Source organism: Thermococcus sp. 4557, assembly GCF_000221185.1.
In the GTDB taxonomy this organism is placed as follows: domain Archaea; phylum Methanobacteriota_B; class Thermococci; order Thermococcales; family Thermococcaceae; genus Thermococcus.
On record NC_015865.1, the window covers coordinates 805,367 to 817,367 of the forward strand.

General features: G+C 56.0%; 13 protein-coding genes. 11 read left to right on the forward strand and 2 right to left on the reverse strand.

Translation table 11 applies throughout. The annotated features are described in order from the left end of the window. The first annotated feature begins 36 nt into the window (after window positions 1-36). Window positions 37-975 carry a hypothetical protein gene (locus GQS_RS04195; RefSeq protein ID WP_014012424.1) on the forward strand — a complete coding sequence of 313 codons (939 nt, stop codon included), beginning with the start codon at window positions 37-39 and terminating at the stop codon, window positions 973-975. 10 nt (window positions 976-985) lie between these two features. On the opposite strand, the gene GQS_RS04200 is transcribed toward GQS_RS04195, so the two are convergent. After that, complete coding sequence (locus tag GQS_RS04200) at window positions 986-2,131, reverse strand: tungsten cofactor oxidoreductase radical SAM maturase (protein ID WP_014012425.1); 1,146 nt, start codon at window positions 2,129-2,131, stop codon at window positions 986-988. Between the two features lie 112 nt (window positions 2,132-2,243). Next, window positions 2,244-4,064, reverse strand: coding sequence for an aldehyde ferredoxin oxidoreductase (gene aor / locus GQS_RS04205; protein WP_014012426.1), 1,821 nt, complete (start codon window positions 4,062-4,064; stop codon window positions 2,244-2,246). Between the two features lie 301 nt (window positions 4,065-4,365). Here aor and hypA point away from each other — a divergent pair, with 301 nt between their 5' ends. From hypA to hypE, 10 genes are all read left to right on the forward strand, one after another. After that, complete coding sequence (hypA, locus tag GQS_RS04210) at window positions 4,366-4,785, forward strand: hydrogenase nickel incorporation protein HypA (RefSeq protein WP_014012427.1); 420 nt, start codon at window positions 4,366-4,368, stop codon at window positions 4,783-4,785. Beyond that, the gene (locus GQS_RS04215) at window positions 4,782-5,513 is read left to right on the forward strand and encodes an Mrp/NBP35 family ATP-binding protein (RefSeq protein ID WP_014012428.1); all 732 of its coding nucleotides are present in this window, start codon (window positions 4,782-4,784) and stop codon (window positions 5,511-5,513) included. Before hypA ends, GQS_RS04215 begins: the two co-directional genes overlap by 4 nt. A 48-nt stretch (window positions 5,514-5,561) precedes the next feature. Then, window positions 5,562-6,035, forward strand: coding sequence for a hydrogenase 3 maturation endopeptidase HyCI (locus GQS_RS04220; RefSeq protein WP_014012429.1), 474 nt, complete (start codon window positions 5,562-5,564; stop codon window positions 6,033-6,035). Continuing rightward, window positions 6,036-6,269 (forward strand): hypothetical protein, encoded by a 234-nt coding sequence (locus tag GQS_RS04225; RefSeq protein WP_014012430.1) that lies wholly within the window; start codon window positions 6,036-6,038, stop codon window positions 6,267-6,269. A 142-nt stretch (window positions 6,270-6,411) separates the two neighbouring features. Continuing rightward, window positions 6,412-6,636, forward strand: a complete 225-nt coding sequence (locus tag GQS_RS04230) for a HypC/HybG/HupF family hydrogenase formation chaperone (protein ID WP_014012431.1) — start codon at window positions 6,412-6,414, stop codon at window positions 6,634-6,636. Continuing rightward, window positions 6,633-7,751 carry a hydrogenase formation protein HypD gene (hypD, locus tag GQS_RS04235; protein WP_014012432.1) on the forward strand — a complete coding sequence of 373 codons (1,119 nt, stop codon included), beginning with the start codon at window positions 6,633-6,635 and terminating at the stop codon, window positions 7,749-7,751. The genes GQS_RS04230 and hypD overlap by 4 nt, the downstream gene beginning before the upstream one ends. Window positions 7,752-7,843: 92 nt before the next feature. Beyond that, complete coding sequence (gene hypF / locus GQS_RS04240; protein WP_014012433.1) at window positions 7,844-10,162, forward strand: carbamoyltransferase HypF; 2,319 nt, start codon at window positions 7,844-7,846, stop codon at window positions 10,160-10,162. A 47-nt stretch (window positions 10,163-10,209) separates the two neighbouring features. Then, the gene (locus GQS_RS04245) at window positions 10,210-10,536 is read left to right on the forward strand and encodes a nucleotidyltransferase domain-containing protein (RefSeq protein WP_014012434.1); all 327 of its coding nucleotides are present in this window, start codon (window positions 10,210-10,212) and stop codon (window positions 10,534-10,536) included. Then, a complete protein-coding gene (locus tag GQS_RS04250) occupies window positions 10,533-10,925 on the forward strand; it encodes a HEPN domain-containing protein (protein WP_014012435.1) in 393 nt (130 codons plus the stop codon). The genes GQS_RS04245 and GQS_RS04250 overlap by 4 nt, the downstream gene beginning before the upstream one ends. Window positions 10,926-10,927: 2 nt before the next feature. Then, the gene (hypE, locus tag GQS_RS04255; protein ID WP_014012436.1) at window positions 10,928-11,944 is read left to right on the forward strand and encodes a hydrogenase expression/formation protein HypE; all 1,017 of its coding nucleotides are present in this window, start codon (window positions 10,928-10,930) and stop codon (window positions 11,942-11,944) included. The last annotated feature ends 57 nt before the right edge of the window (window positions 11,945-12,001 follow it).

Here is a 12,001-nt window from a genome sequence, read left to right on the forward strand (position 1 = left end):
AAATAACGTTAGACCGGGATAAGAGGTAGTCCACGTATGAACCCCAAAACCAAGGTGGCTTTAATCCTCTCGCTGGTCTCGCCCATCTTCGCCGAAGTGCTGAGCGGTTCAACTCCACCGGTTGAGGTCCTCACGAATCCCTTCTCCTTTCCGCTCCTGTGGGCCTACTACGGTGCGGGCGTTCTCCTCGTTCGCGAGGCCTGGGTTCGGTGGGGGAGGAACTACATTAGGCTCATGCTACTGGGCTTCGTCTACGGCATCGTTGAGGAAGGGCTCGTTATAAAGTCCTGGTTCAACCCGGAGTGGCCCGACCTTGGAATCCTGGGTGTTTATGGAAGAGCCTGGGGAGTCAACACCGTCTGGGCGGTGTGGCTGACGATATTCCACTCCCTGATGAGCATAACCATTCCGATAATGGTTGTGGATGCCCTCTATCCAGAGTTCCAAAACGAGAGGTTGCTTGGAAAGAGGGGAATCCTGCTTACATCCGCGTCATTTCTGCTGTCGGGCACGGCCTTTTTCGTCTCTCTCGGCTCCTACCACCCGCCGGCGCTCCAGTACCTCCTCACGGTAATCCTCACGATTTCCCTGCTCCTGCTGGCGAGGAGAATAAAACGGGGAACCCTATTTAAGGGTGTGTTCCTCAGGGGGCATCCGTTCCTCTACGGCCTCTCGGCCTCTTTTATCCTGTTTTTGATATTCACCGCCCTCCCCCGCTCCCCTGTGCCCCCGGCCATAACGTCCCTCCTGGGACTCTTCGTGACGCTACACTTCTACTCCATGCCAGCCCATCTGGACGAGAGGGGAAAGTATGCCCTCGCCATTGGCTTCCTGGCCTTCTGGTTCGTGCCCTACGGCATAATCCTTGAGCTCAACGGCGTGAGGGGTGAGGCTCTCCTCGGCGTGGCCACCTTCACGGTCCTCGCCTGGAAGCTTAGGGGAGTGTCTGCCACAGGGTATTTCCAGGGAACGTGAACCTCAACGCTCAGAAGAACTTCCCGAACATGTACTGGGGGATAGGGCACTGAACGATCCGTCTGGCCCAAAGACAGTCGGCACAGCTCGGCTCGTTGCCCCAGCAGTCGATGTCGCTCGTTTTCACGAAGTCACAGGAGTCCTGAAGGGGACAGTCAGTACACGAGGGGTACATGTAGTTCTTCATTGTAAAGCGGAACCATGTGTATCTTTCGCTGGTCCATATCTCGGCGAGGCTCTTCTCACGGACGTTTCCAAACGAGTACGCGTTCACCTTCTTCTTTCTGCCGAAGATGTACTCGTAGTATGTGTGAAGGAAGCGGTAGCAGGGGGCAACCTCTCCGTCCCACCGGATAACGGCCACGTTGTTCTCGTCGAAATCACACTGCCTCTCGGTCTTCAGCTCGAAGTATGGTATCTTCACATAGAGGCCCTCGTGGGCGACCTTGTAGAGTTCGTCCACTATGGGTTCCACATCAACGCTCCCGTCATATATGATGTCATCGACCTGCTCCTCGGTCATTGGAAGGAGGTTCGAAACAAGCAGGGCATCGACGCCAAGTTCTTTAAGGTACCTCGCAAGATCCGGCAGTTCCCTGTAGTTCTCCTTCGTCAGGACGACCTCGACGCCTATGCTGGGCCTGTGGGTTCCAGCCTCCTCCCGGTATTTCACGAGCTTTTTTATCTTGTCCGCGGTAACCGCAGCCGCGATATGCCCCAGGGTTATTGCGTTCTGAACCGTTGGGACGGTGTCCATGGAGAAGTATATCAGCTCAACGCCGAGTTCGGCGAATTCCCGAAGCATGCTGTCTGTAAGGAGTGTTCCGTTGCTGCTCATGCCGAGGGCAAAGCCGCGCCTCTTGACCTCACGCACCATGTCCATGAAACGCGGATGAACCGAGGGCTCACCTATTCCGCCAAAATATATCAGCTTAAGGTCTGGGAACTCCTCGGCATCATCGAGAATCTTGAGAAAAAGCTCCCAATCCATGTCACCCTCGCTGTCCTCCCAGTACTGCTTAAAGCACATCTCGCACTTCAAGTTGCATCGGCTTGTGGTCTCTATGTAGAGATACTTCATATCGAGCTTCGGCCTGACTATGACCTTTCCGTCCCACAGGGTGAAAGTGTACTCCTTATCGAGTTTTATTCCCATCTCAACCGCCTCCGGCGAGGCTGCCGGACATCACGTTACCATATTAAAGCATCATCTCAGTAGAAGGCGCTAAAAACCTTACTGGATAAAAGTGTGTAAAAGATAAAAGAATTCAAAGGAATTCCTCGATGCCAAGCTCCTTCGCTTTCTCCGGTGGAACCTTTCCGTCCGGGGTCCAGCCGCGGAGAGCGTAGTAGCGCGGCAGCATCTCCTTGAGCCTGACGACGTGGCCCTTGTTCGGGCCCTCAGGCATGGGCTCCTCAAGGAAGCGCTTCGGCAGGCTGTCGTCCCTCTCCGGATCGAGACCGGCTTTGAGGTTGAATATCCTCTCGGCGTTCCAGATGCGCTCGCCTATCTTGAGGTACTCCTCCGTCGAGAAGTCCCAGCCAAGGGCCGCGTTGAGGAGGTCTCTGAAGTCATCCGCACCGAGGCCAAAGGTCGTGAAGAGACACAGGCCGGCGGCATCGATGACCGCGCTGAGGTTCTGGAAGACTATCAGCATGTTGACCTTATCGTCACCTATATCGTGCGGATCCATCTTGTACGGGTAGCCGAGTATCTCGGGGCTTATCATGTAGTTCTTTATGTGACAGCCGCCGCGGTTGTTGGTGGCATAGCCGAGACCGTGCCCCTCTGCACCTCTCGGGTCATAAGCAGGGAGCTCGAGCTTCTTAACGCCCATGAAGTAATCAACACCGCCAAACCTCTCGGCCAGGCGGTAACCGCCCTCCGCCAGAGTGTCTCCAAAGCCCTTTCTATAGGCGATCTTCTCGATGTAGTAGTGAAGAACCTCCGTGTTGCCCCATCTGAAGGGCGGCGCGTCCTCCCCAACGTCCTCGGGCTTGAGGAGACCCTTCTCCCAGAGCTCCATGGCCGTGGCAAGCGTTCCACCCGTCGAGATCGTGTCGAGACCGTACTCATCGCAGAAGTGGTTGGCCTCGATTATGCTGGCCAGGTCATTTATGCCCAGGTTAGCTCCCAGGGCCCAGATGCTCTCGTACTCCGGCCCCTCGGTAACACCAACGCTCGGGAGCTTGTTGACCCTGCCACATCCAATGGGACAGGCATAGCACGGCTGGTTTCTGATCAGATACTTGGCGGTCATGCCCTCGCCACTCTGCTCTTCCGCGTACTCAAAGATACCGGTCTGGAAGTTGCGGACGGGGTAAAGGCCGTTGGAGTTTATGATGTTAACGAGAACCGCGGTTCCGTACTTTGGAAGACCTCCGCCGGCAACGGGGTCGTTCCTCAGCTTGTTAACCTTCTCCTTAACGACCAGCATGAACTTCTGCTTGTCCGCAATGGGAACCCTCTTGCTTCCCTCCACCGCTATGGCCTTGAGGTTCTTGCTTCCCATAACGGCTCCAACACCTGCCCTTCCCGCGGCACGGTGACCGTCATTGACAATGGCCGCGAACTTGACGAGATTCTCTCCCGCGGGCCCTATGCTGGTGATGCGGAGCCTCTTACTTCCGATTTCCTTTCTAAGCGCTTCCTCCGTCTCGCTGACAATCTTGCCCCAGAGATGGCTCGCATCACGGATCTCAACGTTCTCATCTTTGATATAGATGTAGACGGGCTTCTCAGCCTTGCCCTCAATGACTATGGCATCCCAGCCGGCGAACTTCAGCTCGGCGCCGAAGTAGCCACCCGAGTTTGACATCGTTATGAACCCGGTCTGGGGGCTCTTGGTAACAACGTTGTACCTTCCACCCGTTGGGGCACTGGTTCCGCTCAGCGGTCCGGGTGTAATTATCAGCTTGTTCTCGGGGCTCAGGGGGTCCACCTTCGGATCCATCTCTTTCAGAAGGAGGTATATTGCCAGCCCTCTGCTGCCAAGCCACTTCTTGGCTAATTCCTCGTCGTACTCTTCAACCTTAACCTCCCCCGTGGAGAGGTTTACACGTAGAAACTTACCCCAGTTGCCATACATGGACATCGCCAAAGAATAAATGGACATTAATGCATATAAATCTTGGCGAAAATAAAGGATGTTGCGAAAACAAATGTGTTAAACAGGTATGTTGACATCGACGTGGACTAAGGGGTAAAGGACTTCTATAAGCCCACAACTCTTCCCTGCGTTTAAATTCCCGCAGGATTCACAGAATGCGGCGGAGATATCGAGACCACGGCACAGCTTCCAGGAGGAGCCGGATCAACCTCGATGTTCACCTATGGTTTATAACGCAGCCACTTATAAATGACGGGGAGAACATTCTAGCGGTGGTATCATGCACGAGTGGGCCCTGGCTGATGGGATAGTTAGAACAGCCTTAGATTACGCAGAGAAGGAAGGTGCATCAAAGCTCCTCGCCGTTCAGGTCGTTCTCGGCGAACTCCAGGATGTCAACGCCGAGATAGTCGAGTTCGCGATGAAGGAGCTCCTCAAAGGAACCATTGGAGAGGGCGCGGAGATAGAGTTCATCGAAGAAGAGGCTGTTTTTAAGTGCCGCGACTGCGGCCACGAGTGGAAGCTTAAAGATGTTAAAGGAAACTTCGACGAGCGCATAAAGGAGGACATACACTTCATCCCCGAGGTTGTTCACGCGTTTCTAGCCTGTCCGAAGTGCGGCAGCAGGGACTTCGAAGTCGTTCAGGGCAGGGGAGTTTACATAAGCGGCATAAAGATCGAGAAGGAGGGGGAGGCATGATAAGCATAGACCCGCGCGTCAAGGGCATAGAAGGCAGGCTTGAGAAGGTGAAGCGCATAATCCCCGTCGTCAGCGGAAAGGGCGGGGTTGGAAAGTCACTCGTCTCCACCACGCTGGCCCTGGCTTTGGCGGAGAAGGGCTACAAAGTTGGCCTCCTTGACCTCGACTTCCACGGTGCGAGCGACCACGTCATCCTTGGCTTCGAGCCAAAGGAGTTCCCGGAGGAGGAGTACGGCGTAATCCCGCCGACGGTTCACGGGATAAAGTTCATGAGCATCGTCTACTACTCCGAGGACAAGCCGACGCCCATGAGGGGTATGGAGGTCAGCGACGCCCTCATAGAACTCCTCACAATAACCCGCTGGGACGAGCTGGACTACCTCATCATAGACATGCCGCCCGGCCTTGGAGACCAGTTCCTCGACGTCATGCGCTTCCTCAAGAAAGGTGAATTCATCGTGGTGGCAACACCGTCAAAGCTGGCCATTAACGTCGTCAGAAAGCTCATCGAGGTTCTGAGGGAGAGGGAATACAAAATCCTCGGAATCGTCGAGAACCTTAAGCTGGACGAGGAGAAGGACATCAAGCGTCTCGCGGAAGAGTTCGGCACCACCTATCTGACCGGTATCCCCCTCTACCGGGACCTGGAAGCAAAGATTGGAAACCCCAAAGAACTTCTAAAGACGGATTTCGCGGAGAAGATAAGGGAAGTCGCGGAGAAGATTTAGCGAAGGGTTTTTCTTTTCTTCATCCTAAAACCCGTTAAAGGTGAAACTATGGAGCTCCTCGAACTCCTCAAGAAGGCCAAACGGGTCGTCGTCTGCGGAATAGGGAACGAGGTTAGGGGGGACGATGCATTCGGCGTCCTCGTTGCCGAGAGGCTGAAGGAAATGGTGAACAACCCAAACGTTCTCATCCTCAACTGCGGAGAGGTTCCGGAGAGCTACACTGGAAAGATAACAAAATTCGAGCCCGATCTGGTGGTCTTCGTTGATGCGGTTGACTTCGGCGGGGAGCACGGAGAGATAGTTCTGGCCAATCCGGAGGGAACCCTCGGTGAGGCAGTCTCGACCCACAGCCTGCCGCTCAAGGTTCTGGTGGGCTACCTGAAGACGCGCCTCAACGCGGAGTTCGTCCTCCTCGGCTGCCAGCCGGCCGTTCTGGGCCTCTTCCAGGAGCCAAGCGAGATTATAACCGAACGGGCGAAAACACTCGCGGAATCGCTGGCCGGGGCCCTTGGAGGTGGTTGAGTGGACTGGAGGGCTCTGTACCTCATCGCGGGAGCGCTGTTTATCCTCGCATTCCTCCTCGACATCAGAGCCGAAGAGAATCGAAGCGAGACCCTGAAGGACCTGTTTCTCGGGCTGGCGTTTCTAGCGTGGTACGCTGAGATGACCCTTCCGGCGCTGGTATTCATCGCTGCCTCCATCATAGTGTACTATCCGGAGATGCGGAAGTGGTGGATCAGACGGAGGTATGGCTAACCTCCCACCGGTGACATCCCACTGAGAAGCTTCCCCTTTGAAAACTTTTCTCGGTGCAGCACGCTTTAGATCCGCGGTTGAAAACCAGAGGTTTAAAAAATCCCTAAAAAGGCCTGTGAGAACTAATCACAGGTGAGAGAAAATGTGCCTAGCGATTCCGGGAAGGATAATCGAAATCACAGGAAAAACCGCGGTTGTAGACTTTGGAGGCGTGAGAAGGGAAGTTCGCCTCGATCTGCTCCCAGAGGTCGGAGTCGGGGACTACGTCATAGTCCACACGGGCTTCGCAATAGAGAGGCTCGACGAGGAGAGAGCGCTGGAGATACTCGAGGCGTGGGCAGAGGTCGAGCGGGCGCTGGAGGGATGAACGTGACCGACGTCCTGAACGCCTTCAAGGACAGAGAACTGGCCCAGAAGGTCGTGAGGAAGATACGCGAGGAGGCGAGGGGCCTCGATGAGCTCCGCTTCATGCACGTCTGCGGAACGCACGAGGATACCGTAACCCGCTCCGGAATACGCTCTCTTTTGCCCGAGAACGTCAAGATAGTCAGCGGTCCGGGCTGTCCGGTCTGTATAACCCCCGTTGAGGACATCGTCAAGATGCGCGAGATTATGAGGGAGGCCTACGCTGAGGGAGACAGGATAATCCTGACCACCTTCGGCGACATGTACAAAATCCCCACTCCCCTCGGGAGCTTCGCGGATTTGAGGGGCGAGGGCTACGACGTGAGGGTGGTTTACTCCATATTTGACACCTACAAGATAGCCAAGGAGAACCCGGAGAGAACCGTCGTTCACTTCAGTCCCGGCTTCGAGACCACCACCGCCCCCGCGGCCGGAATGCTCAACGCCGTCGTTGAAGAGGGCCTTGAAAACTTCAAGATATACTCAGTCCATCGCCTGACGCCTCCGGCCGTTGAGGCCCTCGTGAAGGCCGGAACGCGCTTCCACGGGCTCATAGACCCAGGTCACGTCTCAACTATAATAGGCGTCAAAGGATGGGAGTACATAACGACCGACTACGGCATACCGCAGGTCATAGCGGGCTTCGAGCCGGTGGACATGCTGATGGCAATTCTGCTCCTCGTACGGATGGTCAAGAACGGCGAGGTGGAGATACTCAACGAGTACACCCGCGCCGTCAGGTACGAGGGCAACGTCGTTGCCCAGAAGCTCATCGAGAAGTTCTTCGACGTCACCGACGCCAAGTGGCGCGCCCTCGGAACCATACCCGAAAGCGGGCTTGAGCTGAAGAAGGAGTGGAGGGAGCTAGAGATAAGGACGTACTATGATCCAGAGGTTCCCGAACTCCCGGACCTCGAGAAGGGCTGCATCTGCGGCGCAATCCTTCGCGGTCTGGCGCTGCCCCCGCAGTGCCCGCACTTCGGCAAGACCTGCACGCCGCGGAGTCCAATAGGGCCGTGCATGGTCTCCTACGAAGGAACCTGCAGCATCTTTTACAAATACGGAGCTTTGTTCTAACACCAAAGGTTGAAAACTCCTCTCCGGTTTTTAACTTTTGGTTTTAGAAACCTATAAAGGCTCAGATTACGAAGAAGAAACCGGTGAGAGGAATGAAGGCCTACCGACTTCACGTTCAAGGCATCGTTCAGGCCGTTGGATTTCGGCCCTTCGTCTACAGAATCGCCCACGAAAACAACCTGCGGGGCTACGTCAAGAACCTCGGCGATGCGGGAGTTGAGATAGTAGTCGAGGGCAGAGAGGAGGATATAGCGGCTTTTCTGCGAGACCTCAGGGAGAAGCTTCCCCCGCTCGCGCGGATAGAGATGATAAGGAAGAAGGAGCTCCCTCCCCAGGGCTTCGACCGCTTCTACATCGAAAAGAGCTCCCAGGGCGGGGAAGGCGGGGACTCGATAATCCCGCCGGACATAGCCATATGCGAGGACTGCCTGAGGGAGCTCTTTGATCCGACGGACAAGCGCTACATGTACCCCTTCATCGTCTGCACCAACTGCGGGCCCAGGTTTACAATCATCGAGGACTTGCCCTACGACCGCAAGAACACGACGATGCGCGAGTTTCCGATGTGCGACTACTGCGAGAGCGAGTACAGGGACCCACTAAACAGGCGCTACCATGCTGAACCCGTCTGCTGTCCGGTCTGCGGGCCGAGCTACCGGCTTTACACGAACGATGGAGAGGAAATCACGGGCGACCCGCTGAAGAGGACGGCCGAACTCATAGACAAGGGCTACATCGTCGCAATCAAGGGAATAGGGGGAATACACCTCGCCTGCGACGCAACCAACGAAGAGGCAGTCGCGGAGCTGAGGCGGAGAACCCACAGGCCCCAGAAGCCCTTCGCGATAATGGCTAAGGACGTCGAGACTGTCGAGGAGTTCGCCTTTTTAAGCAGAGAAGAACTCGAGGAGCTGACTTCTTACAGGAGGCCGATAATAACCCTCCGCAAGAAGGAGCCGTTCCCCCTCCCGGAGAACCTCGCACCGGGACTGCACACCATAGGCGTCATGCTGCCCTACGCGGGTACCCACTACATACTCTTCCACTGGAGCAGGAGCAGGGTTTACGTCATGACATCCGCGAACTACCCTGGAATGCCCATGGTCAAGGACAACGACCGGGCCTTCGAGGAGTTAAAGGATGTCGCCGACTACTTCCTCCTCCACAACAGGAAGATACTCAACAGGGCCGACGACAGTGTCATCAGGTTCGTCAACGGGAGAAGGGCGGTGATAAGGCGCTCCCGCGGCTTCGTTCCCCTGCCAATAGAGATACCCTTCAACTACCGCGGTTTAGCAGTCGGGGCGGAGCTTCTCAACGCCTTTGGAGTAGCTAAAAACGGGAAAGTCTACCCGAGCCAGTACATAGGGAACACCTCGAAGGTCGAAGTCCTCGAGTTCATGGAGGGGGCAATAAAGCACTTCCAGAGGATTCTCCGCGTTAGGGACTTCGACTTAATAATCGCAGACCTCCACCCGAGCTACAACACGACGAAGCTGGCAATGGAGCTCGCGAACGAGATGAACGTTGAGCTCCTCCAGGTGCAGCACCACTACGCCCACATAGCGAGCGTCATGGCCGAGCGGAAGCTGGACGAGATGATAGGCATAGCCGTTGACGGAGTCGGCTACGGGACGGACGGCCACACCTGGGGCGGAGAGGTGATATACCTGAGCTATGAGGACGTGGAGAGACTGGCCCACATAGACTACTACCCGCTCCCGGGCGGAGATTTGGCCAGCTATTACCCACTGAGGGCCCTGATGGGCATCCTGAGCAAGGTCTACGGCGTCGAGGAGCTCGAGGGAATAATAGAGAGGTGCTGTCCGAAGGCCATCGAGAGCCTCCGCTACGGGAGGGTGGAGTTCAACGTCGTACTGACCCAGCTGGCGAAGGAGGTCAACACGAGCTACGCCTCATCAACGGGAAGGGTTCTCGATGCCTTCTCGGTCCTTCTCAACGTGGCATACAGGAGGCACTATGAGGGCGAACCGGCCATGAAGCTGGAGAGCTTCGCGATGCGCGGGAAGAACGACCTTAAGTTCGAGGTTCCAGTTGACGGAGAGCTGATAAGGGTCGAGGAGCTCTTCGCACAGGCACTCGACGTCATCGACACCGCCAGTCCGGCGGACATAGCCTACTCGGCCCACCTCGCCCTCGGAAGGGCCTTCGCTGAAACGGCCGTGGAGAGGGCGAAGGAGTTCGGGGTTAAGAACGTTGGGATAAGCGGCGGCGTCGCCTTCAACGAGCTCATAGTCAAGACCGCCAGGAAGATCGTCGAGGCCGCGGGACTGAGATTCCACACGACCCACGAGGTCCCGCGCGGGGACAACGGAATAAACGTCGGTCAGGCCTTCCTCGGCGGGCTGTACCTCGAGGGGTACCTAACAAGGGAGGACCTGATGCTGTGAGGAAAGAATTTAACCAAAAAACACAACTATGTAAACGGGTGTAGTGAATGCCGGTGCTCCAGAGGGAGGAACTCGAAAAAATCCTCAACGAGGTAAAGTCTAGGCTCCAGGAGATTCTGGGCGATGACTTGGCCGAGGTCATCCTCTTCGGCTCCTACGCGAGGGGGGAGGCGAGGGAAGACAGCGATGTGGATGTGCTGGTCGTGGTTAGGAGAAGGCTGACAATCGATGAACACGACAGGCTTAACGAGGTCACGGAGAAGTACATCATGGAGAGGGGACTCGTTATTTCGCTCATCGTTTATCCAGTCAGTCCGGGAATGGAGCACGACCCGCTGATTCAGAACGTCCACGTGGAGGGTATTAAGGTATGAACAAATACGAAGAGATGCTAAAAAAAGCTCGGGAGAGCATTGAAGCGGCTAAAACCCTGCTGGAACGGGGTTTCTATGGGTTTGCCCTCTCAAGAGCATACTACACAATGTTCTACTGTGCGGAGGCCATTCTGCTGACAAAAGACATCAGTGTTTCAAAGCATTCCGCCCTCATAGCCCTCTTCGGAAGGGAGTTCGTCAAGACGGGAAAAGTTCCTCACAGGTTTTTCACCCATCTGCGGACGGCATTTAACCTTAGGCAGACGGCCGATTACTCCTTCGTGGTTGATATAACCGAGGAAGAGGCGCGCGAGAACATAAGGCGCGCCGAAGAATTCCTCGAATTTACGAGGCACTACCTCTCATCCAAGGGATTTTTGGAGGAATGAGTATGATTGAGAAGATAAAGCTCGAACACGGGGCAGGCGGAGAGATAATGGAGGAGCTCCTAAGGGACGTCGTACTGAAGAGCCTGAGCCTGAAATCTGCCGGTGGAATCGGACTGGATGCCCTCGACGACGGGGCGGCGATACCATTCGGCGATAAGCACCTCGTCTTCACGATAGACGGCCACACGGTCAAGCCACTCTTCTTCCCGGGTGGAGACATAGGACGCTTGGCGGTAAGCGGGACTGTCAACGACCTGGCGGTGATGGGGGCCAAGCCCTTAGCTTTGGCCAACTCCATGATAATTGGAGAAGGCTTCGACGGTGAGGACCTGAAGAGAATCCTCCGCTCGATGGACGAGACTGCCAAAGAGGTGCCGGTTCCCATCGTCACCGGCGACACCAAGGTTGTTGAGGACGGTATAGGCATCTTCGTCATAACCGCTGGAATAGGAATCGCGGAGAGGCCTGTAAGCGACGCCGGAGCGAAGGTAGGCGACGTTGTTCTGGTCAGCGGAACGATAGGCGACCACGGGATAGCGCTGATGAGCCACCGCGAGGGAATAGCCTTCGAGACCGAGCTGAAGAGCGACGTTGCCCCGATATGGGAGGTCGTCGAGGCGGTGGCTAAAGCGATAGGCTGGGAGAACATACATGCCATGAAGGACCCAACCAGGGGCGGCCTAAGCAACGCCCTTAACGAGATGGCGAGGAAGGCCAACGTTGGAATACTCATATGGGAGGCCGACGTGCCCGTGAGGCCGGAGGTCAGGGCGGCGAGCGACATGCTGGGCATAAGCCCCTTCGACGTCGCCAACGAGGGCAAGGTTATTATGGTCGTTCCAAGGGAGCACGCGGAGGAGGCGCTGGAAGCCATGAGGAGCACTGAGAAGGGAAAGAACGCGGCGATAATCGGCGACGTCATAGAGGACTACAGGGGCAAGGTTCTCGTGGAGACGGGCATAGGCGGAAAGCGCTTCCTTGAGCCTCCAGCCGGAGACCCGGTTCCGAGGGTCTGCTGAGCCCCTTTTCACGATTCCCACTTTTGTCCTTAACCTTCGGTTTGGGAAAGCCGTATA

Coding starts and splice junctions, on each gene's coding strand:
- GQS_RS04195 (WP_014012424.1), top strand. CDS start 37: ATGAACCCCAAAACCAAGGTGGCTTTAATCCTCTCGCTGGTCTCGCCC.
- hypF (WP_014012433.1), top strand. CDS start 7,844: ATGAAGGCCTACCGACTTCACGTTCAAGGCATCGTTCAGGCCGTTGGA.
- GQS_RS04250 (WP_014012435.1), top strand. CDS start 10,533: ATGAACAAATACGAAGAGATGCTAAAAAAAGCTCGGGAGAGCATTGAA.
- GQS_RS04245 (WP_014012434.1), top strand. CDS start 10,210: ATGCCGGTGCTCCAGAGGGAGGAACTCGAAAAAATCCTCAACGAGGTA.
- GQS_RS04200 (WP_014012425.1), bottom strand. CDS start 2,131: ATGGGAATAAAACTCGATAAGGAGTACACTTTCACCCTGTGGGACGGA.
- hypA (WP_014012427.1), top strand. CDS start 4,366: ATGCACGAGTGGGCCCTGGCTGATGGGATAGTTAGAACAGCCTTAGAT.
- GQS_RS04230 (WP_014012431.1), top strand. CDS start 6,412: ATGTGCCTAGCGATTCCGGGAAGGATAATCGAAATCACAGGAAAAACC.
- GQS_RS04215 (WP_014012428.1), top strand. CDS start 4,782: ATGATAAGCATAGACCCGCGCGTCAAGGGCATAGAAGGCAGGCTTGAG.
- GQS_RS04220 (WP_014012429.1), top strand. CDS start 5,562: ATGGAGCTCCTCGAACTCCTCAAGAAGGCCAAACGGGTCGTCGTCTGC.
- aor (WP_014012426.1), bottom strand. CDS start 4,064: ATGTATGGCAACTGGGGTAAGTTTCTACGTGTAAACCTCTCCACGGGG.
- hypE (WP_014012436.1), top strand. CDS start 10,928: ATGATTGAGAAGATAAAGCTCGAACACGGGGCAGGCGGAGAGATAATG.
- hypD (WP_014012432.1), top strand. CDS start 6,633: ATGAACGTGACCGACGTCCTGAACGCCTTCAAGGACAGAGAACTGGCC.